General features: G+C 62.9%; 20 protein-coding genes. 12 read left to right on the plus strand and 8 right to left on the minus strand.

Annotated features, from left to right (window positions below):
• Positions 1 to 145: 145 nt before the first annotated feature.
• On the minus strand, positions 146 to 1828 hold the full coding sequence (locus tag WI560_RS27025; protein ID WP_375305636.1) for a methyl-accepting chemotaxis protein: 1683 nt from the start codon (positions 1826 to 1828) through the stop codon (positions 146 to 148).
• A 284-nt stretch (positions 1829 to 2112) separates the two neighbouring features.
• On the opposite strand from WI560_RS27025, the gene WI560_RS27030 reads away from it, so the two are divergent.
• Genes WI560_RS27030 through WI560_RS27040 form a run of 3 tightly spaced genes read left to right on the plus strand, consistent with a single transcriptional unit; the run spans position 2113 to position 3243 of the window.
• Complete coding sequence (locus WI560_RS27030; RefSeq protein ID WP_375305637.1) at positions 2113 to 2613, plus strand: hypothetical protein; 501 nt, start codon at positions 2113 to 2115, stop codon at positions 2611 to 2613.
• A gap of 11 nt (positions 2614 to 2624) precedes the next feature.
• Complete coding sequence (locus WI560_RS27035) at positions 2625 to 3098, plus strand: hypothetical protein (protein WP_375305638.1); 474 nt, start codon at positions 2625 to 2627, stop codon at positions 3096 to 3098.
• The gene (locus WI560_RS27040) at positions 3085 to 3243 is read left to right on the plus strand and encodes a hypothetical protein (protein WP_375305639.1); all 159 of its coding nucleotides are present in this window, start codon (positions 3085 to 3087) and stop codon (positions 3241 to 3243) included. Before WI560_RS27035 ends, WI560_RS27040 begins: the two co-directional genes overlap by 14 nt.
• A 48-nt stretch (positions 3244 to 3291) precedes the next feature.
• On the opposite strand, the gene WI560_RS27045 is transcribed toward WI560_RS27040, so the two are convergent.
• The 3 genes from WI560_RS27045 to WI560_RS27055 form a co-directional block, all read right to left on the minus strand.
• Complete coding sequence (locus WI560_RS27045; protein ID WP_375305640.1) at positions 3292 to 4221, minus strand: CobW family GTP-binding protein; 930 nt, start codon at positions 4219 to 4221, stop codon at positions 3292 to 3294.
• Between the two features lie 4 nt (positions 4222 to 4225).
• Entirely contained in the window at positions 4226 to 5716 is a 1491-nt protein-coding gene (locus WI560_RS27050; RefSeq protein ID WP_375305641.1) for an amidohydrolase family protein, read from the minus strand.
• A gap of 232 nt (positions 5717 to 5948) precedes the next feature.
• Positions 5949 to 7109: an alpha/beta hydrolase family protein gene (locus tag WI560_RS27055; protein ID WP_375305642.1), complete on the minus strand. Its 1161-nt coding sequence runs from the start codon at positions 7107 to 7109 to the stop codon at positions 5949 to 5951.
• Between the two features lie 857 nt (positions 7110 to 7966).
• Between WI560_RS27055 and WI560_RS27060 the strand changes: the two genes are divergently transcribed.
• Together WI560_RS27060 and WI560_RS27065 are read left to right on the plus strand one after the other, a co-directional pair.
• Positions 7967 to 8395, plus strand: a complete 429-nt coding sequence (locus WI560_RS27060) for a UPF0158 family protein (RefSeq protein WP_375305643.1) — start codon at positions 7967 to 7969, stop codon at positions 8393 to 8395.
• Positions 8396 to 8593: 198 nt separating this feature from the next.
• Positions 8594 to 9547 (plus strand): alpha/beta hydrolase, encoded by a 954-nt coding sequence (locus WI560_RS27065; protein ID WP_375305644.1) that lies wholly within the window; start codon positions 8594 to 8596, stop codon positions 9545 to 9547.
• 61 nt (positions 9548 to 9608) lie between these two features.
• On the opposite strand, the gene WI560_RS27070 is transcribed toward WI560_RS27065, so the two are convergent.
• Positions 9609 to 10142, minus strand: coding sequence for a 2'-5' RNA ligase family protein (locus tag WI560_RS27070; RefSeq protein ID WP_375305645.1), 534 nt, complete (start codon positions 10140 to 10142; stop codon positions 9609 to 9611).
• A gap of 253 nt (positions 10143 to 10395) precedes the next feature.
• Here WI560_RS27070 and WI560_RS27075 point away from each other — a divergent pair, with 253 nt between their 5' ends.
• Complete coding sequence (locus WI560_RS27075; RefSeq protein WP_375305646.1) at positions 10396 to 11781, plus strand: tyrosine-type recombinase/integrase; 1386 nt, start codon at positions 10396 to 10398, stop codon at positions 11779 to 11781.
• A 35-nt stretch (positions 11782 to 11816) separates the two neighbouring features.
• Here the strand turns inward: WI560_RS27075 and WI560_RS27080 are convergent, their stop codons facing one another.
• Together WI560_RS27080 and WI560_RS27085 are read right to left on the minus strand one after the other, a co-directional pair.
• Entirely contained in the window at positions 11817 to 12182 is a 366-nt protein-coding gene (locus tag WI560_RS27080; RefSeq protein ID WP_375305647.1) for a helix-turn-helix domain-containing protein, read from the minus strand.
• A gap of 411 nt (positions 12183 to 12593) precedes the next feature.
• Positions 12594 to 12827 carry a helix-turn-helix domain-containing protein gene (locus tag WI560_RS27085; RefSeq protein WP_375305648.1) on the minus strand — a complete coding sequence of 78 codons (234 nt, stop codon included), beginning with the start codon at positions 12825 to 12827 and terminating at the stop codon, positions 12594 to 12596.
• A gap of 136 nt (positions 12828 to 12963) precedes the next feature.
• Between WI560_RS27085 and WI560_RS27090 the strand changes: the two genes are divergently transcribed.
• Positions 12964 to 13374 carry a hypothetical protein gene (locus WI560_RS27090; protein WP_375305649.1) on the plus strand — a complete coding sequence of 137 codons (411 nt, stop codon included), beginning with the start codon at positions 12964 to 12966 and terminating at the stop codon, positions 13372 to 13374.
• Positions 13375 to 13681: 307 nt separating this feature from the next.
• Here the strand turns inward: WI560_RS27090 and WI560_RS27095 are convergent, their stop codons facing one another.
• Positions 13682 to 14365 carry a TetR/AcrR family transcriptional regulator gene (locus WI560_RS27095; RefSeq protein WP_375305650.1) on the minus strand — a complete coding sequence of 228 codons (684 nt, stop codon included), beginning with the start codon at positions 14363 to 14365 and terminating at the stop codon, positions 13682 to 13684.
• A gap of 111 nt (positions 14366 to 14476) precedes the next feature.
• Between WI560_RS27095 and WI560_RS27100 the strand changes: the two genes are divergently transcribed.
• From WI560_RS27100 to WI560_RS27120, 5 genes are all read left to right on the plus strand, one after another.
• Positions 14477 to 15373 (plus strand): NAD(P)/FAD-dependent oxidoreductase, encoded by an 897-nt coding sequence (locus tag WI560_RS27100; RefSeq protein WP_375305651.1) that lies wholly within the window; start codon positions 14477 to 14479, stop codon positions 15371 to 15373.
• A 155-nt stretch (positions 15374 to 15528) separates the two neighbouring features.
• Positions 15529 to 16635: an alpha/beta fold hydrolase gene (locus tag WI560_RS27105; protein WP_375305652.1), complete on the plus strand. Its 1107-nt coding sequence runs from the start codon at positions 15529 to 15531 to the stop codon at positions 16633 to 16635.
• Positions 16636 to 16729: 94 nt separating this feature from the next.
• On the plus strand, positions 16730 to 17545 hold the full coding sequence (locus WI560_RS27110; RefSeq protein ID WP_375305653.1) for an oxidoreductase: 816 nt from the start codon (positions 16730 to 16732) through the stop codon (positions 17543 to 17545).
• A gap of 420 nt (positions 17546 to 17965) precedes the next feature.
• Positions 17966 to 18439, plus strand: a complete 474-nt coding sequence (locus WI560_RS27115; RefSeq protein ID WP_092193479.1) for an isoprenylcysteine carboxylmethyltransferase family protein — start codon at positions 17966 to 17968, stop codon at positions 18437 to 18439.
• A 131-nt stretch (positions 18440 to 18570) separates the two neighbouring features.
• Positions 18571 to 19527, plus strand: coding sequence for a hypothetical protein (locus WI560_RS27120; protein WP_375305654.1), 957 nt, complete (start codon positions 18571 to 18573; stop codon positions 19525 to 19527).
• Positions 19528 to 19721 lie beyond the last annotated feature (194 nt).

Genomic DNA, 19721 nt, shown 5'->3' on the forward strand with positions numbered 1-19721 from the left:
CTTTTCTTCTCGCGATGGCACGCAGGTGCCGTCGATCGACGTCGTTACACGTCGAGCACGGCAGAGGTCATGTCAAGAAAAACAGCACCGGCGTCGCGGCCGATGCCGCGGCGCGGAAATATCAGGCGCCACGTAGTGCGTTTCGCTACGCCGCGCGTACGCCCGCGACGAAGGTGCTTACCTCGTTTTCGAGGGATTGCAGCTTCTGCGTCAGCCGCCCGCTCGATTGCAGCACGAGCCCGGCGGCCTGGCCGGTCGCCGCGGTGGCCTCGGTGACGCCGGAGATGTTCTGCGAGACCCGGTCGGTACCGGACGCGGCTTCCTGCACGCTGTGGGCGATCGCCTGCGTGGCGGCGCCCTGCTCCTCGACGGCGGCGGCGATCGACGAGGAGATCTCGTTGACCTCCATGATGGTGGCGCGGATGCTTTCGATGTTGCCGACGACCTGGTTGGTTTCGGCCTGGATTGCGGTGATCTGCGCGCCGATCTCGTCGGTTGCCTTCGCGGTCTGGCTCGCCAGCGATTTTACTTCGCTCGCGACCACCGCAAAACCCTTGCCGGCCTCACCGGCCCGCGCCGCCTCGATGGTAGCGTTGAGCGCGAGCAGATTGGTCTGCGAGGCGATCTGGTTGATGAGGTCGATGACCTCGCCGATCTTGTGCGCGGCCGCAGCCAGCCCCTGCACGGTGTCGTTGGTGCGCTGCCCGTCGGCGGCGGCCTTGTCGGCCACGGTCGCTGCCTGCGCGACGCGCTGGCTGATCTCCGAGATCGAGGACGACAGCTCACCGGCGGCGGAGGCCACAGTCTGCACGTTCGTCGATGCCTGCTGGCAGGCGGATGCGACGAAGCTGGCGCGGTCGCTCGCCTTGTTCGCGGTCTCCGACATGCCCTGCGCGGCCTGCTGCATCGCGCGCGCCTCGTTGAAGACGTCGCGGACGACGGCTTGGACGCTCGCCTCGAACTTGCCGGCGAGGTCGGTCATCGCCTTGCGCTTTTCGTCATCAGCTTTCCGCTTCATCTCTTCCTGCTCGGCATGCATCTGGCGAACGGCCGACGCATTGTCCTTGAACACGGCGAGTGCCTTGGCGAGGCCGCCGACCTCGTCGCGACGATCGATGTAGGGCACCTCGAAGGCGCTGTCGCCGGCGGCGAGGCGCTCGGTCAGCGCGGTGATCCGGGCCAGCGGTCCGGTGACGCTGCGGCCGATCAGGAAGGAGGCTGCAAGGACCACGACCAGCACCGCCAGGCAGACATAGGCGAAAGTCATCGCGTTCTGGCGGAACGCCGTGTCGACATCGTCGAGATAGATGCCGGTGCCGATGATCCAGCCCCAGGGCGCAAAGCCCTTCACATAGGAGATTTTCCCGACCGGCTGGTCGAAGCCGGGCTTGGGCCAGAGATAGCCGTAGAAGCCCGCGCCCTGCTTCTTGACCACGTCGACGAAACCCAGGAACAGGGCGTTGCCGGCGGGATCCTTCATGCCGGACAGATCCTTGCCGTCGAGCTCCGGCTTGATCGGATGCATGACCATCTTGGGGGTCATGTCGTTGATCCAGAAGTATTCGACCTTGTCGTAACGCAAGCTCTTGATCTCGGCCGTTGCGGCGGCCTGGGCCTGCTCGCGCGGCAGTTTCCCTTCGCTCTCGAGCTTCTGATAATGGGCGAGAATGCCGTAGCCGACGTCGACCATCTGCTGCGTCTTGGCCTGGCGATCGGCCACCATCTGGGTGCGCAGGGTCGACAGCGCGATTGGTGCCAGCGCGATCATGCCAAGCAGGCTGATGCCGACAATGAGGACCAGCTTGAAACTGATGCGGGAGAAAATCATCGGGGCTCGCAAAATTGGCGGTACAGATATGCCAATTTATCCCGCCCCCCTTAGCAAAGCCTTAAGCATTCCGATTCCGACGGCGGCCACCGCGGGCCCGCCGCCGCGCATCGCTGTCGTCGTCCGGCGACCTGGCCCCTGCATTCGAACGTAAACCTCTTCAAATCTAGAACACCTCGATATCGGCCTTCCGCGCGTTGACTTGGCGGGGGCTCTGGCAGAACGATCGATGCAGACAACCAGCGCCAGCCGTGGCGTGAGAGCAGCCAAGGGCCAGAGGCTCCATGCATCCATCGACATCACCAAGGTCTCTCGACCTGCCCGCCCTGAGCGCGGCGGAACGGCTCTTCCTCTGGGGATTCCGGGCCAAGGCACGCAGCGGAGGTGCCGTTCCGACCGCCACCGACATCCAGGAGGTGTACGACCATTTCCGCGTGGGCGATGCCGTGGCCTCGCTGGAATCCATCATCGAGATATTCGCCTGCACGGCCCATACGGCCATCGAGGTGCACTGCCCGACCTGCCCGCGCGTGTCGGAAAGCGAGCGGGAAATCCTGCATGCCATCGCCGCCGCACAACAGGAACGCATCGACGTCGTGCGCGAGCGGTTCGAGAGCTGGCTGCCGCCGGTCGGCGCCGATTGGGCCCTGCCGCCCGTGCGGGGGCTCGCGACGATCTTCCGCATGGCCGGCCTCATCCTGCCCGACCGCCAGGTGAGGTCTTTCGACCATGACCGCACCATGGCGATGAAGAGCTGGCTAGTCGGAAGCCCGACGCTGCACTGACGAGATCGTTCATGAGCTCCGATATTTGCGGTTCTGCGACGGCCCCGGACGCCGGCCAGCCGCGGCTCTGCCCGCTCCAGGCCGCGCTTGCAATGCGTCCCTGCGTCGAAAGCTGCGACGAGTTCTGCCGGGTCGCACTGTCGCTGTTCCGGTTCATCGGGGCGGCCTATACGACCGGCGCGTCCGATTGCTGGGAAGCGGCCTATCGCTTTGCCGACGAGGCGCCGGGCGTCTCCGACAGTCCGCTGCTGGTGGCACGCGCTGCCGCGCTGGTCCGAATCCTGCGCAGCGGCCGGCCATGCGAGCTGTGCTTCATGCCGCCGTCCTGCCGGCGGTTGTCGAAGGACGAGGCCGGATTGATGCAATTGCTGGCAGTCGCGCGCCGCAAGCAGCCGGGCGAGCTCGAATCCATCGTCTGCCAGCTGGTCGGCTCCGGCAAGGAAGACGCGGCGACACGGGCGGTCAACGCGCTTGCCCTGTGCTGAGGCCTCGACGGGCCCTGGACCAGAGGCGATCATCCACGCCGGCGCGTTCGACGAGAAGCTGGATGCGACACCCGACCCCCACGTGCACTGGACGTCGCGCGCCGATTGGTACGTGCACGGCGATGCGCTGCCGGTCGAGGATTGAGGCGTCGCCCGATTTGAGCCGATGCGCCTGCGATCGGCGCGCACCGCCCTACTCGTTCGCAACGCACGCCGCCATGATCCCGTCGAGCTCGGCGCGCGAGAGCATCCCGAGTTCGGCGATGAAGACGATCCGCGCGCGCGGCACGTCCGACGCGGGCGCATCGCCGGGGGCCAGCGTGGCGCGGCCGCCGGCGAATTGAAACACCATCTGGCGGCCGGGCTGCTCGACCGTCTCGAACAGGCCTTTCGCGCGCGCCAGCTTCGGCGCCAGCGTGGCGATCGCCTGCTGCAGGCGCGGCAGCGAGAGCGGGCGTTCGGAGGTCCAGCTCAGCGTCTCGAAACGGTCCTCCGCCGGCCGTTTCGGCCCGGGGCTGCGCGGCACTGACGCGCGGTCGACATGGGCGGGAAACAGCAGCGCGGACGGGATTGCGCCGTGTGGTGCATCGACGACCACGGCGGGAACGCGTTGCGCGCGGATGGCGGCGCGCATCCGCGTCGCCGCGCCCTCGTCCGCCAGATCGAGCTTGCTGAGCGCCACGATGTCGGCGACGCGCAATTGCGAGCGCTGGAGGGCATCGTCGAGGGCGGCCGGCGGTGTGCCGGCGTCCATCACGCACAGCACCGTCTCCAGCAGCGCCTCGCGCAGGATCACCGGATCCATCAGATTGCGCACGATGTCGGCGGGATCGGCGACGCCGCTGGTCTCGATCACGATATAGTCGGGCTTCGGATCGCGCCGCAGCAGCCTTGAGAGCGTGCGCAGGAGATCGCCCTCCAGCGAGCAGCAGATGCAGCCATTGGCGAGGCTGACCACGCCGTCGCTGGCACCCGCGATCAGCTCCGCATCGATGTTGATGGCGCCGAAATCGTTGACGACAGCGGCAATGCGTCGTCCTTGCGCATGCGCCAACAGATGGTTCACGACAGTGGTCTTGCCCGCCCCCAGAAAGCCCGTGACCAGCAGAATGGGGACCGGCATGGGGTCAGCCCTCGACGACGGGGCGGCGCACCGGTTTGCCCGGCCGCGCCGCGACGTCGAGAATGCCGTCGCTGATCAGCACTTCACCGCTGACGATCAGGTGCCGCACGCCGTCGGAGGGACGGTTCATCGCCGTGAAGGTGGCGCGGTCCGAGAGTTTTTCGTAGTCGAACACGACGATGTCGGCATCGGCATCTCTAGCAAGCCGGCCCTTGCTGCGCATCGCCGGCGTGCTCTGCGACAAGATCTCGGCCGGGATCAGCGCGCATTTGCGCACGCCTTCCAGCAGCGACACCGTCTTGCGCTCGCGCACCCATTCGCGGATGAATTTCGTGAAGCAACCGGCCGAGCGCGGATGCGAGGTGGCATCGTCAGGCAGCGGCCAGGCATTGCCGGTGTAGGTCTTGCCGTCAGAGGTCGTCCACGGCATCGCATCGGAGGCGATGGCGCCGCCGGGATAGAGCACCGACATGTCGAGCAGGTCGCGGTGATGCGCATTGTGCTCGGTGTCGAGGATGTGCCAGAGCACCAGCGAGGACGGCTCCTCGGCCTGCGCCTTCAGCAGCTCCTCGCGGTCGTGGAAGCGATAGCCGTCGGTCACGCGCTGCACGGAATCGTAGCCGGTGCCGTTGCGCTCGACGAATTCGGGGTCGCTGAAGAAGGCGGCGGCCAGCACGGTCGAGCCGGTACCGTAAGGATAGGCCTCGACCGTGATCGGCAGGCCCTGTCCTTGCGCCTTTTCGATCAGCGCGCGGCAACGCTCGACGTCGGTCTTGCTCGACGAGTTGAAATGGCAGATGTGCATGTGCGCACCGGTGGCGCCGGCATAGCCGATCAGGCGGATATAGGCTTCCACCGCGCTCTCTGGGTCGATCCGCGACATGAAGGCGACATGGGTGAAGGTCGGCACGTTCCTGGCCGCGGCCAGTTGGCAGACCGCGGTCAACTCCTGCACGCCGGCGCCCGGCGCGTAAGCATTGAGGATGCCGATACCGATGCCGCCTTCGTTGAGCCCTCGCCCGAGGCGCTCGAGAATGCCCGAGACCTCGACGTCGGTCGCGACGTTGTCCATCCAGCGGCGGTCGCGCATGGCGTTGCCGAACGCCTCCAGCGAGCTCTCGGCGTTGGAGCCGGTCATCGCGCCGATCCGCGCGAAGGCCCAGTTGGTGGCGGCGCCGTAATTCAGCACGCGCCCCTTCCGGGCCTGCCGCTCATACCAGGACCCGACCGGGAGCACGCCGGCCTCGAGATCGAGCGTGGTCGTAACGCCGTCGAACGCCTGCATGCGGTCGGCAGGGATCGACTGGCCGTGCGCGTGCAGATCGATGAAGCCGGGCGCGACCACGAGCCCGCTCGCGTCGATCACCCGCTCGGCGCCGCCGAGCGATGCGCCGACCGCGGCGATCCTGCCGTCCACCACCGCCACATCCCCGACTGCGTCCATGCCGCTTGCGGGATCCACCACCCGGCCGCCAGAGATCACCAAGCCGCTCATATCGTCACTCCAGAAAATCGGAACGTCGCCCATCAAGACAGATTTACGCGGCAACGACTAGTTCCGGAGACGCTCGTGCGGCATGCATCATCGTGTGCAGCCATCCTTCGAGACGCGCGCGAATGCGCGCTCCTCAGGATGAGGAGTGCGAGCGCGGAAACGGATCATCGACCTTCATGGTGACGGGCTCGCAACGCGGGCGTCTCAAACCATGAAGGCCCGACGATCCGCGCTACAGCCCGTCGAACCACGCCTTCCATTGCGGCACGGCGGTGGCGAAGGTGCCGCGATGGCTGGTCTGGCCGGTCGAGACCGCCTCCACCACCGGGTTGCCGCTGCCGATCGCGCGCTGGTAGGTCATGGGCAGCTGGCCGAGGCCGACGCTGATGGCCTCGTCGCTCTCGCCATAATAGTTGCGCACAGGGCTCTTGATCAGCCAGCGATAGGATTGCGTCTGCGCCACGAGGCGGCCATAGGCGGAGGCGGCAAAGAACTGCGGATCGAAATAATCGGGCCGCAGCAGCTTGTGCAGGTCGGCCGGCACGTCGGCGGGATTGAAGGGCTCGCGCATGTAGGCTTTGCGTGCCAGCTCATAATAGGGTTCGGCGATCAGCGAGCGCGCCAGTCCCGGCACGCCGTAATAGTTTTCGAAGGAAAAGGCCGAGAGGATGAACAGCGAGTTGACCCAGCTCGCGTCGTTCTTGCGCGGGAAATTGAGAAAGCCATTCAGCGCGACGAACACGTCGGCCGGCGCGCTCGCGGTCACGGCCCCGTCGACCTTGACCCCGGCCTGCTCGAGCTTTTCGAGCATGGCCATGGTCACGAACCCGCCTTGCGACCAGCCCGCGAGAAACAGCTTGGTCGTGGCGAGCTTGAGATGATCGAGCACGGCGCGGCTTGCCATCAACATGTCGTAGGTTGCCTGCTGGTGGCTCGCCTTCACCATGTAGCCTTCCGGCTCCGACGACGTTCCGAGCCCGAAATAGTCGGCGCCGATCACGGCGTATCCCTGACCTGCGAACTGGGCGATCATCAATTGCGTTTCCGGCGATTGCTGCGGAAAGGAGGGGACCTCCTGCTTCCCGTAGACCGTGCCGTGCTGATACGACACCAATGGGAACGAGGTGCCGCTGTCCTCGGGGATCGCAAGCAATCCGGACGCGATCGTCGGCTTGTTGCCGCGCTCGGGCACGACGGACGAATAGGTTACGCGATAGAGGCGAACGGCATTGCGCGCCGGGCTGTAGGCCGTCGTGATGCCGGCAAAAGCAGGCGTACCCACCTGCAGGATCTTGTTGAGCTGATCGGCATCCCAGCGCGCGATGCGCTGGTATTCGATGCCGGCCGACAATTTGACGACCTGGCCTTCCTGCGCGTGGGCGGAAACCGCCATGAGGAATTGGACGACAAGCAAGAGAGAGAAACGCCAAGCCGATTTCATGCAAGAGACCCGTGGTAGGAGACCGTGGATGACAAAAGAGAGGCCTACATGGGTACGGTTGAGATTCGGTTGCGCCAGGCCTCGCGCCAGGCTGAAACCGGCCCGTGAACCCTGCACGATTGTCGCAGGTTGATCGGGCACGCGTTCGCGCTCTCGCGGCATGATCTGCCCGAGCTGTGCTTCTCTTCACACCTCTCGAAGGAAAGGGCGCAGGGAAGGCCGGGCGCCGGCCGGCACCCGTAAAGACCCCCGTGCTGAACAGATGCACACGCAGTGCACAGGGGAGACACAGGGCAGCCGAAACCAAGCCTTCCCTGCGCGATGGTTTGACGGCCTATGCCGCGCTCTCCCGGGAGCCGAACTTTCCTTCTGGCCTCCCTCGCCCCGCGAATTGGATGATGCAGCCTGCCCGGTTGGGCTCGCCAGCATCTCCGCGAAAGCTTGACCGTAGCAACGACGGCCAGGACCACACGGTTTCGCCGTACGCAAGCAGCGCCGTTCGTCTTTGCGGGTCACGCCTGCTCACGAGGTTGATCTCGCCCTGCACGCGTAAGCTCCGCCTTTAACGCCGCCCGCGTCCACCGCAACTCCCAGCCCGCGCTCGAAACGACGTACGACCGCCCCTTTGGTGGCGGGCTGGAATGGCCGACACATACGACAAATCCGAATTTCGGTAAAGTGGAATGCTTTTGGACGGAGGGGTTGACAGAGCAATGGCGGTGTTTCGCCTGACGGGCGGCACGGGCCAGGCTTTGCTCCACTTTTCTTATGATCGCCTGAGCTGTATCTTGCGCCGCAGGGGAGCGGCCATGCCAGTTCGCTTCGCAGACATCATCCAGGCCTTCGAGTTCGCCGACACCGGCTCCGGTGGATGCTGCACGTTCGTCTGCAGGCAGACAGGCAAGATCTACTACCAGTTCGAGGACGACGACCTGCAGGACCTCGAGGACGATCAATTGCCTGAAGATATCGAAGACGAGTCCAAATATCTGCAGGTTCCGACCGCGCGGGATCTCGACCTTGGCAAGCCCCTCGTGCTGGCTTTCGCGCGCGAGGTCCTGCCGGACGATGTCCACGAGGTTCGCGACATCTTCAGCAGACGCGGCGCCTACCAGAACTTCAAGAGCATGGTGTCGCGACGACGCGCCACCGACGCCTGGCATCACTACAGGGACGAGGCGAGGGATCAGGCTTTGCGCGACTGGTGCGAGGTCAATGCCATCGAGATCACGGATTGAACTGACGTTCGGTTGGCGCCGTTCCGCCTGAACGTCGACTTCGCGCGAGGCGGCTCCGCCGTCATCTCGCCCCCTTTGTCATTCAGTGAGCGGGCTGGGCGCGCTGTGGGGGGCGAAGTTCCAGGGTTCCTCTTGATAGGCCGACATCTCATTCAAACACATCCCAAACTGTCGCGCCGCGCTTTGCTCGGCGGACTCATGTCCGCAGGCAGCGCGCTCGCGCTCGGCGGATGCGCCGGCCTCGGCGCGACCGGCGCGCGCTACGATGCCTCGTCGCTCTCGGTCGATCCCACTCTGCTTGTCGCCACCACGCGCAAGCCCGCGAACGGGGCTCGCAGCAAGCCCTGGTTCGGTCCGGAGCGCGCGACCAGCATGACGGTGGCGCGGGCCAAGCTGGCGGCGCCCGACGAGAGCCGCCTGTCGCTCGCCTCGGTCGGACTTGGCGGCTGGCGTCTTGATCGGATCGAACCGGTGCCGGCCGACGCCGGCGACCTCGCCGCGCAGGCCGACGGAGGCGACGTGCTGATCTATGTGCACGGTTTCAAGCAGACGTTCGAGACGGCGGTGCTGGACGGCGCCTATCTCTCCGATGCGATCAAGTTCCGCGGCCGTACCATGGTGTTCGCCTGGCCGTCCAAGGCCGGGCTGTTCGACTACGCCTATGACCGGGACAGCGCGATGTGGTCGCGCGACGATTTCGAGCGCGTGCTCTCGTCGCTGGTGTCGGCGCCGGGGACGGGCCGCGTGCACATCGTTGCGCACAGCATGGGAACCATGCTGACGTTAGAGAGCCTGCGCCAGCTCCATGCGCGATACGGCGAGACGGTCACGGGCAAGATCGGCGCGGTGGTGTTTGCCGCCCCTGATATCGACATGGACGTGTTCTCGTCGGCGGTCCAGCGCATCGGCCCGCTGGCCGGCAAGATCACCGTGATCGCCGCGACCAACGACCGCGCATTGGCGCTGTCAGGCCAGCTCGCCGGCGGCATGACCCGCGTCGGCGCCGCCGAGAAGGCCGCCATCGCACGGCTCGGCGTCCGCGTGGTCGATGCCTCGGCGGAAGGCTGGGGCATCGTCAACCACGACCTGTTTCTGTCGAACGGGCAAGTGCAGCAGGTGATCCGGCGGTCGATCGACGGGACGACGGCGTGAGGGGTGGCAGCACGGCATGAGCTGATGCATTTGCAATCAAGGGCGCCGAAGTGACGACCGATTACCGCTGCAATTTCCGTTCGGCGATGATCCGCACCGGCGGAAAGACGACGCAGTCCGCCACGTCGAACAGCACTCCAATGCTGCGATCAAACGTCCGAGCGAAGGCAATCGCATCTTCGCGCCGCTCATCGGCAACGGCGGTGCCGAGTGTGCAATGGGGGGTCCAGGCGCCGGGCCGGTAGTGAGGACGACAATGCGCCGGATCGATCGCCGCGCTGATGACGGCGTGGATGCGAGCCAGGGCTTCGTCGACCTCCGGCTCCGCCCAGAGAACGAGCGGAGAACTTTCAAACCAGCGAATTCGTTTGAACTCGATGCGCAGTTGCGTCTGGCCGGCAACAGCTGCCAGCATCGCATCCCACGCAGCCTTCTCGTCAACCGCCGACGAGTCGTAGATGGCAAATGTAAAATGCGGCCGATAGCCGAGGGCGCGCATCGAGGGCTCAACCTCGAACACGGCAACCTGATCCCACAACCGCTCGATCTCGCCTGCTGACGCGTTGCCGGCCCGGATATTGATCGCCAATGCCACAAGTTCACCCGAGGGGTGGAACGATCAAATCGAGATCAGGGGAAGTCTCGGCTTCGAGACAATGGCGCTCCCTAGGGGAATCGAACCCCTGTTTCAGCCTTGAGAGGGCCAAATAATGGGTCCGCGCTGGTCCGCGGCTATCCGCCGGTGTCCAATAAAATCAATAGGTTAAATACGGATGGTTCACTATTGTCCGCCGCTGCACGGCGATGCATATTCGACGGATATTCAACGTGTGCCAGTGTGGTGAAACGTGTCGAAGGCGCTCATAGAGGCTCAAATTACGACAGCAAAGGCGCGCTCCAGGCTAGGACTTGGCTTGCATTGGCGCCGCCTCGATGCGGAAGCTCACCTGGGCTATCGCAAAGGAAAACAGAGCGGCGTTTGGCTTGTCCGCTGGCGCAACCACCACGAAGGCGCCAGCTACAAGCAGGCCTCTATCGGCATCGCCAACGACGTCAACGACAAGCCGGCCGATGGAGTCCGAACTTTCGAGCAGGCCAACAAGGCAGCGCGAGAAGCAGTCGCACAGGCCAGGACAGAAGCCGCGGCGCAAGCGGCGGGGCCGGCCCCTACCGTGCGATCGGCCGTTGAGGCCTACATCGAGGAACGCGACGCTCGAGAAAGGCGGCGAACAGGTCGCGACATGCGATCCGATGCCGGCAACAGGCTGCGGCGATACGTTCTCGGTCAAGAAAAGCGCGGCAAGCAGCAAGCTATGGAAGCCGCTCCTCTCGCGACGGTGCGTCTGCACGCGTTGAAGGAAGACGATATGCTGACGTGGCGTGAGGGCCTACCGAAGGGACTTAAGGTCACGACAAAGCAGCGGCTTATGAATGACCTGAAGGCCGCTCTCAACGCCTCATGGGCCCGGCTTTCCGCGGATCGAAAGAAGCTAAACCCCACGTTCCTCACCGACGTGAAAGCGGGCTTCAAAGCCGAGCGGATCGATGACGATGATGAGACATCGGTTGCTCGAGACAACCAGATCCTCACGGATCAGCAGGTCGCAAAAATACTTCAAGCCGCGTTGGAAGTTGACAGGGAGCAGGAATTCGACGGCGATCTGTATCAGATCGTCGTATGTTTAGCGGCGACCGGCGCGCGGTACGCCCAGGTCAGGCGTATGCGTGTGGGCGACCTACAGGCCTCTGAGCGGCGTCTAATGGTGCCGGGCTCGTACAAGGGTCGTGGCGGCAATGGCGGCTCAGTCCCCGTGCCGGTAGGTGACGATGTCATTGAGACGCTTTTGCCCGCGATCGTTGGACGACCGAGCGATGCGACGCTATTCGAGCGCTGGATCCACGAGCAGGCGCCCAACGGCATCGAATGGAAAAGGTCCAAACGCGGCCCGTGGAAAAGAGCTGAACTTACACGCCCTTGGGGCGCTATTCGCGAACGCACCGCTATGCCTGACGTTATTCCCTATGCTTTGCGGCACTCGAGCATTGTGCGCGGTCTCCGAAAGGGATTACCGATCCAGCACGTCGCTAAACTGCACAACACCTCCGTCAAAATGATCGAGCGGCATTACGCGAAATACATTGCGACAGCTCTCGAAGAGCTCGCTAGGGCTGCAGTTGTGCCGCTGGTACCTAGGAGCGGCGAAAATGTGGTGCCCATGGGAAGACGGGCATGAACGTTGCTTGAAGAGAGGACCGAAGCGACAATAGCTCACGCCGACATACGCGCGCCTAGGAGCGCGATGAGTGATCGCACCATCACCAACCGCCGACGCCCAATAGTTGTGGTGACGATTTGGCCAGCCCCTATCAGCTCGTAAAGCTTTGTGCGCCCCAATCCGGTCGCTTCGCAGGCTTCGTCGATCGTACAGCTGAGCCGCTCTGCGAAGGGAAGTGACTTCGATCCTCTGCTTGCTGCGTTGAACGAAGCGGATTGCGACTGCTCTCGTCCGTCGTACTCCGATCGGGCGCCCATGGTAGATTCTCCTTGTCGTGAAAAGCCGTTAGAGCTCCTTTTGTGTCCGTGGGAACTAAAGTCCCAACAGACAGGGGGACCGCAGCCGACAGCCTCGAGCATCGGTGGTCTCGGACACGGCTCTTCGAGCAATGGCGTCACTGTCGCGAACACCAGCAACGATTAGCAAGGTGGGGGCCGCAGATATCAAGCTCACTGAGATTGCCGCTCGTCACATCTATTGCTCTCGGAAAAGGCGAGTTGGAATCATACAATGCGCAACAACGGAGAAACTTCAATGGGCGCGAAAATCGCGCGGATCAGGCACGGCTATTTCAATCTACGCGACCGCTCGTAGAGCAAGCTGTGGCAAGCTTGGAGACGCGTGACGAAACAGTACAATAAGACGTGAGCTATCAGGTGAACTCGCAGTCCCGAGAACGGACCGTTAGTAGGCGGCTTAAACTAGCCACTAATTTTTCAAGAGTTTCCGACGTTCGACGCCAAGCTCGCGGGCAATCAAGGCAAACCACCTCAGCTGCCGCGCTTCTGTCGGGACTGTGGTGGCTGCAGCAAATCCAAATGACTGACCCCTAACGCCTTCGCAATCTCGTACAGTGTCACAACTGTCGGATTGCGGTGTCCTGACTCGAGCCCACTGAGATATTGCTGGCTAAACCCGGAAATGTCGCTGAACTGCTCCTGGGTCAGCTTCTTCTCAAGCCGAATTCTTTTGACATTTTGGCCAACCAGCCGGCGCATATCCATGCGCGGAAAGAAAATCGATTACACAATTTAAGTTTATCAACTATAATATGTATGATCGATCGCGGCTTACTGCCGTGCCGTGACTTAAGCGAGTTTTTTTGCCCGTCGTGCTCCTGACGGGAACCGATGACGAGAGATGACGGGCACATTTGAAGCATTCTTCGCAGTTGATGGCGCCGGCCCCTTTGGCCCGACGGGTTATCGTGCTGGCTTTCGCTGTCGCGAAACCGGGAATGTCGTCTGCGCGCTGGAACTTCCCGCCTCGATCGTCGAGACGACAATACTAAAGGCCGCAAAGCTCAACGTCACAGTGGCGCCGGACGGGCACATTCGATTGAGTGTGCGCGGAATTGCTTGCGAAGACATAAGCGACGGCCTGCCCTCCATCGCCGGCTCGATTGACCAGCTTATCGCTCAGTCCGTTGCGGACGACAATCTACACTTAGAAGAGGTCACTTCTTCTGATCTGAATTCTCTTCTGCATCGACTTGAACGTTCAATCAGCCTCGTGAAGGAGGCAATCGCACGCGCACTGGCGGCCCCCTAACAGCTTCCGTTTAGTCAGAAGGATCCCTTCACTCATCGAAACGAAGGGGCGTGTTCTGATGCCTTCTATTGGGTCAAGCGAACCTCGAAGCCCGGGATCGGGCATGTCCGCGAATGCGCCCGTGTGAGACATGCCGGGGCCGTCTGACGATGTCCGCTCACAGGGGTAGACCAGAAAAGAACGGCACGCGGCCAAAGTGACGCGATTGGACCCAAAGCGGACGTTAGTCGGACCGTACGGCCGACTCGTCAATTTCCATGATCGGCTGGCCTGCCTTGACCTGCTGGCTGACTCGGTCACGCTCGATTCAAATTTTGTTTTTTGACCTTGGGCGGGGCAAATATCCGCCCACGTGGTCGTTGCCACGGTGCGCGGCGATGAACATGGCGACGGCCGACCGGCAATAGGATTCGATTTCGTTGTCGTCCTCTGCTCTCGCCTCATCGAAGCGCGCGATCATCAGGAGATCGGATCCTTTGAAGAGCGCGGCAAACAAGCGGGCGGACCGGTGAGGATCGGGCACGTTCAGAAGCGCCTTCGCGTGCAACTGACGCAACAGGGCCTCGATTTGGCCGATGACATGGGCGGGGCCGGCTTCGAAATGGAGCCTGCTTAACGCGTTTTGACTCGTCTTGTCGGCCATGACCATGGCTTCGACACCGCGGACGTCCGGCCTCAACAGCGTGCGAAGCAGCAATGATCCCACTGCCATGAGCTGATCTTCGACCGAACCGTCGTCGCCTTCAAGAAGGGCCTGTGGTGCAAACAACTGCTGGCAGCCGGCCGCCATGGCCGCGCTGAACAGCGCCTCCTTGTTCTCGAAGTGCCTGTAGATGCTGAGCTTGGATATCTTCGCCCGCTGGGCGACCTTGTCCAATGTCGTCGCTTGGAAACCCAATTCCACAAAGAGTTCGCGCGCGGCGTCGACGATCGTTTGGCCAAGCGCCTCGTTGGCGGGCCGGCCGCGCCGTCCCTGTCTGTTTTCGGTCACCACAATTCCAGTACTTGACAGTTTTCTAACTCTTGCATTACGATACCATGAAGTATCTGAAATATGCAAGCCGGGTAGGTTGCAACCTGTCCTCCAACGGAGCCCATCACCATGGATGACGTTATCATCATTGGCGGCAGCTTTGCCGGTCTCGCCGACGCCCTGCAGCTCGGCCGCGCCCGCCGCAAGGTCACCGTTCTCGATACCGGCCTGCCGCGCAACCGCTTCGCCGGCCACTCGCATGGACTGCTCGGCCACGATCACAAGCCGCCGCTGGACATCCTGGCCGAGGCGCGACGGCAGCTGGCGCGTTATCCCGCGATCAAGCTGGTCAGTGCCCGGGCCGACAGCATCTCCGGCGCCATCGACGATTTCAAGGTTCTCACGTCCGATGGCGAAAGCCTTCGGGCGCGTCGTGTGATCCTGAGCTATGGCCTCACCGACCAGATGCCTGATGTTCCGGGCTTTGCCGAAGGCTGGGGCACGTCCATCGTGCCCTGTCCCTATTGCGACGGCTTTGAAGTCGCCGGCCAGCATTGGGGCCTCGTCTGGTCCGGCCCGCAGTCGCACAATCAGGTCAGGCTGTTCCGCGATTGGACCGACAATTTGACGCTCTTCGCCGATGGTCACGATATTCCTCCCGATATCCGGGCCGATCTGGCGCGCCGCAACGTACCCGTCGTCGATGGCCGGATCACTGGGATCGCCCAACGCGGGGCCCATAACGCCACCGTCAGGCTCGATGCGGGCCCCGATGTCGCGGTCGACATCCTGTTCGCTCACCCGCGCAACAAGCCGTCCGCAAGCCTGCATGAATCACTGGGCCTCGCCACGGTCAAAACCCCCCTCGGCATCATCCTCAAGGTCGACGATCGCCGCGAAACCAGCATGCCCGGCATCTACGCCGCCGGCGACCTTGCCAATCCCATCACGCCGCCATCGGTCACCCTGGCATCATCGCACGGCGCGATGGCGGGTATCTTCGCCCAGCAGTCGATGGTGGTTTGAGAGCACAGATTCCCTTCTCCGGTTGCCGCGGGCGCGGTTGTCCTTCGAAGTCCGGCGCGCCCTTTTCCGGCGCTGGACGGAAAGCCTTCCGATGGGAAACGCCGGAGGGGCCGTTGCCTGATGCAGGAGAAGTACCCGTGAAACGAAGTCCAGAGATGACGACCTTGTTGAAGATCGCGCTTTCCGCGGCGGCTGTCGCCGCTTTGTCGATAGCGCAGGCTTCGGATGCCGGGGCGCAGGCCGCACAATCTTACGAGGCCCCGCCCAAAGAGGCGAACGCCATCTTTGCGAACTACCGGTTCCGCGCCGGCGAGACGCTCCCCGAGCTTCGCCTGAACTACACCACGCTCGGCCAGCCTCGCCGGAATAGTCACGGCGCGATCGACAATGCAGTCCTGATGCTCCACTGGACCAGCGCCAGCGGTCAGGCCTTGCTGACGCCAGAGTTTCGGACAGCGCTGTTTGCGCCGGGCGCACCCTTCGATGCCAACCGATATTTCGTGATCCTGCCCGATGCTATCGGCCATGGTCGGTCGAGCAAGCCGAGTGACGGATTGCGGGCGTCCTTTCCGCGCTATGGTTACGGCGACATGGTCGACCTCCAGCATAAGCTGGTGACGGAGGTGCTCGGGATTGCGCGTCTGCGCGCCATCGTCGGAATATCAATGGGCTGCATGAACGCTTGGCAGTGGGCGGAAGCCTATCCGGACGCGATGGACGGCATCATGCCCATCGCATGCTTTCCATCGCCGATCGCGGGACGAAACCTCCTGTGGCGTAGGATGGTGGTGGACGCCATCAAGTCCGACCCAGCCTGGGCGGGCGGCAACTACAAACAGCAGCCGCCCTCCGCGACCAACGGGCTCGCGATCGCGCGCCTCTTGATCGACGGCGTACCCCGCCTGCAAGAGGCAGCAGCCACCACCGAAAGCGCGGATGCCTTCGTTCGCAGCGTGAGAGAGCAAGCCGTCCCGGTCGATGCCAACGATGTGATGTACGCCTTGGAAGCATCGCGCGACTTTGACACCCGGCCTGGATTGAGCCGCGTGAAGGCGAAGGTGCTTGCGGTGAACTTTGCCGACGATGAGTTCTATCGAGACAGCCTTCAGACGCTTCAGCACGACATCCGCATCGTCCCCGGCGGGCGGTTCGTCGTACGTGACGTCTCCGATGGATCGGCCGGCCACCTCTCGATGACACGTCCGGCTCTTTGGGCCGACCACGCACGCAACTTCGTCGCGTGGCTTGCCGAGAAACCGTAACGCCGTGCCGAGGCACCTAGCACCGTCTCGTCCAGCGGAAACCCCATCAGGGTGGGGTGAATACCCTTTCAACACAAAGATGGAAGTGATTTCCATGAACAAGACCAATTCCGGCGTCGCCCTGGTGACAGGCGCATCCTCCGGCATAGGATACGCAACAGCCAAAGCCCTGCAGAACGCGGGATATCGCGTGGTCGGCACCAGCCGTCGCGCCGCCTCCGGAAGAGCCGACGGCATTACCATGCTGACCTGCGACGTGACCGATGATGTGTCCGTCGCGAAACTTGTCGATGAAGTGCTGGGTAAGGCCGGGCGTATCGACCTGCTTGTCAATAATGCCGGCATCGGCTTGATCGGTGGCGCGGAAGAGTCTTCGACTGCACAGGCTCAGGCGCTGTTCGATGTCAACGTCTTCGGCGTTCTCCGCATGACCAACGCGGTCTTGCCGGCAATGCGACGCCAAAGCAGCGGCAGAATCGTCAATGTGAGTTCGGTGCTCGGCCTGATCCCGGCTCCCTATTCCGCACTCTATGCATCGACCAAGCACGCCATCGAAGGCTACTCCGAATCGCTTGATCACGAGCTACGGACATTTGGAATTCGCGTTGTGTTGGTCGAGCCCGCCTATACGCGCACGTCGTTTGAAGAAAATCTCGCCAAGCCGGATCAGTTGCTAGACATCTATGACTCCGCGCGAGCCGGCATGAATGCGACCATGCGAAAAGCGATAGAAGCAGGAGATGCTCCCGAAGTCGTCGCCGAGACGATCTTGAAGGCAGCGACCGCTGCCGTTCCGAGAAGACGCTATGCAGCGGGAAAAATGGCGAAACAGGTCAGTTTGCTGCGCCGTTTCGTCCCCGCGTCGGCTTTCGACAAAAGCCTGCGGAAGCAGAACGAGCTGCCGGTCTGAGGCATCCATGCGACGGCGGCGCGAGCGTCGGTTGGGCAAAGGATGGGCTTGGGCCCGGATTGGTCAGCGCAGTCTTTGTCCGGAATTGGCCCGTCGGGGAAGCGGAGATGTGTGACAGTCACTTCCGCTTTTGCCAGGCCGACGCGTTTGTGCGTTGGACCACTCACTACCCCGAACGAAATTTCGGAATGTCGTCAGCTTCGGGAGCAAAAGGTCGTTCAGCAAGGACACTTGCGAGAAGCGTACTAAGTCGACGAAGTCATCAGCTTTGGAGAAACAGCGCGTCAGAGAGACGATCTAGGGTCTGTCCAAGCCCTACAGGTCAACAGGTTTGTGCTGAAGGCATCATGGCAAGGCGCGATGGCGGGTATCTTCACCCGGCAGACCATGCTGGTTTGAGAGCACGGATTGGAGATGAGCATGGCCGTCGAACCGGACAGCGCGGGTGTGCGCTTCCCTCCGCCCTTCGTCTATCTGGGAGCGCTGCTGTTGGGGCTGGCGGCGGAGCGGTTCGTCACCCTGCGCTCTTTCGGCATCGACTGGCGGTTGCTGGTCGCGACGGGCGCGCTGCTGTTCGTTGCCGGCGCGGCGATGATGCTTGCAGCGGCGGGGCTGTTCCGGCGGCTGGGCACCAACGCTCGGCCGTCGCAGCCAACGACCCTCCTCGCAACCACCGGTCCTTATCGGTGGACCCGCAACCCCATGTATCTCGGCATGGCGCTCATCTATGCCGGCCTTGCGATCGGCTTCGACGGGCCGATCGCCTTCGCCTTGCTCCCGTTGGTTCTGATCGCGATCCAGACGCAGGTGATCGCCCGCGAGGAGCGCTATCTCGAAGCGAAGTTCGGCGACGACTACCGCCGCTACAAGGCCGAGGTTCGCCGCTGGCTCTGACTATTCCGGCGCTGCTTGCGGTGCTTGCCCGAGCACCACCGTCTTCCCTCTCGCAAGATGACAATCTTTGATTGAGTGGCTCAACATCCCTCAGAAGTGACGTCGACCATATAATCAGCTTGGAGGAACGCATGCGCGCTAACAAATCAGACCTATTTCAAGACCTGTCCCGCCTGGTCATCGCAGCGGTGGTAGGCATAGTCGCGGCCTCGGTTGCAAGTGAGGCCCGATCGCAGACCGTGATCCTATCAGGATCGCCGTTCCCGGAAAGTCTGGCAGCCACAACGGATGGAACGCTCTTTGCCAGCAGCCTGACGAACGGCGGAATCGCGCGCGTCAAGCCGGGCGCCTCCGAGGCCGAAGCCTGGATCAAGCCGGGGACATTCGATACGCGATCGACGTTCGGCGTTCTCGCCGATGAGAAGTCAGGGCTTCTTTGGGTCTGTTCGAACGATGCCACCCCGCTCGGCGTCAAAGGTCCAAACACGATCGAAGGCTCGTTCGTTAAGGGATTTGACCTCAAAACCGGGGAGGGAAAAATCAGTGCCCAACTGCCCGCGAAACCTTCGCTCTGCAACGATCTCGCGATTGGACCGGACGGCGCTCTCTACGTCACGAATACTCTGCAGCCACAGATACTCCGCTTGAAGAAGGGATATTCCGAGCTGGACGTCTGGGTCCAGGACGACAAGCTGAAGGGGGGGCTTGATGGGATTGCGTTCGGACCGGATGGCGCCTTGTACGTCAACACCTTCCAAAGCGGCGAACTCTTCCGCATCGAATCCAAATCGGGAGTCGCGGGTGCCGTCACGAAGCTTGAGACGTCACGCCCGATCAAGTTTCCGGACGGTCTTAGGGCAGACAAGACCGGATTTGTGATGGTTGAAGGCGCCGGTCCGCTATCTAAGGTCACGATCGTCGGGGACAGGGCCCAAATCGAAACGATCAAGGAATTCGCTGGACCAACAGGCGTCGCGCGCGTCGGCGACAAGCTTTGGGTAGCTGAAGGCCAGATTGGCTACCTCATGGATCCTTCCAAGAAGGGCCAGACGCCGACCTTCCAGCTGCGGTCAATCGACGCTCCCTGACCGACACGAGCCCCTCGTCGCGCCCGGCGCGATCGAGACGGATTTCGCGGGCGGCAGCTTGAACACGCCCGCGATCCAGGACTATTTCCGCAGCATCACAGCGCTGGGCCGCAGTGATGTAGCGGGGGCGGGCGTCATGGAGCTGGAATTCTACCAACGTTTTGCATAGCGCGTTCGGGTCATTGCCGAAAGGC

The sequence above is a fragment of the Bradyrhizobium sp. A11 genome (genome assembly GCF_042077125.1).
GTDB classification, from domain to species: Bacteria; Pseudomonadota; Alphaproteobacteria; order Rhizobiales; family Xanthobacteraceae; genus Bradyrhizobium; species Bradyrhizobium japonicum_B.

Excerpts from the sequence above, each read along its gene's own strand:
- WI560_RS27115 (WP_092193479.1), top strand. The coding sequence starts at position 17,966 with ATGGCCGTCGAACCGGACAGCGCGGGTGTGCGCTTCCCTCCGCCCTTC.
- WI560_RS27025 (WP_375305636.1), bottom strand. The coding sequence starts at position 1,828 with ATGATTTTCTCCCGCATCAGTTTCAAGCTGGTCCTCATTGTCGGCATC.
- WI560_RS27110 (WP_375305653.1), top strand. The coding sequence starts at position 16,730 with ATGAACAAGACCAATTCCGGCGTCGCCCTGGTGACAGGCGCATCCTCC.
- WI560_RS27035 (WP_375305638.1), top strand. The coding sequence starts at position 2,625 with ATGAGCTCCGATATTTGCGGTTCTGCGACGGCCCCGGACGCCGGCCAG.
- WI560_RS27050 (WP_375305641.1), bottom strand. The coding sequence starts at position 5,716 with ATGAGCGGCTTGGTGATCTCTGGCGGCCGGGTGGTGGATCCCGCAAGC.
- WI560_RS27065 (WP_375305644.1), top strand. The coding sequence starts at position 8,594 with ATGTCCGCAGGCAGCGCGCTCGCGCTCGGCGGATGCGCCGGCCTCGGC.
- WI560_RS27090 (WP_375305649.1), top strand. The coding sequence starts at position 12,964 with ATGACGGGCACATTTGAAGCATTCTTCGCAGTTGATGGCGCCGGCCCC.
- WI560_RS27045 (WP_375305640.1), bottom strand. The coding sequence starts at position 4,221 with ATGCCGGTCCCCATTCTGCTGGTCACGGGCTTTCTGGGGGCGGGCAAG.
- WI560_RS27055 (WP_375305642.1), bottom strand. The coding sequence starts at position 7,109 with ATGGCGGTTTCCGCCCACGCGCAGGAAGGCCAGGTCGTCAAATTGTCG.
- WI560_RS27030 (WP_375305637.1), top strand. The coding sequence starts at position 2,113 with ATGCATCCATCGACATCACCAAGGTCTCTCGACCTGCCCGCCCTGAGC.
- WI560_RS27120 (WP_375305654.1), top strand. The coding sequence starts at position 18,571 with ATGCGCGCTAACAAATCAGACCTATTTCAAGACCTGTCCCGCCTGGTC.
- WI560_RS27100 (WP_375305651.1), top strand. The coding sequence starts at position 14,477 with ATGGATGACGTTATCATCATTGGCGGCAGCTTTGCCGGTCTCGCCGAC.
- WI560_RS27085 (WP_375305648.1), bottom strand. The coding sequence starts at position 12,827 with ATGGATATGCGCCGGCTGGTTGGCCAAAATGTCAAAAGAATTCGGCTT.
- WI560_RS27060 (WP_375305643.1), top strand. The coding sequence starts at position 7,967 with ATGCCAGTTCGCTTCGCAGACATCATCCAGGCCTTCGAGTTCGCCGAC.
- WI560_RS27105 (WP_375305652.1), top strand. The coding sequence starts at position 15,529 with ATGACGACCTTGTTGAAGATCGCGCTTTCCGCGGCGGCTGTCGCCGCT.
- WI560_RS27080 (WP_375305647.1), bottom strand. The coding sequence starts at position 12,182 with ATGCTCGAGGCTGTCGGCTGCGGTCCCCCTGTCTGTTGGGACTTTAGT.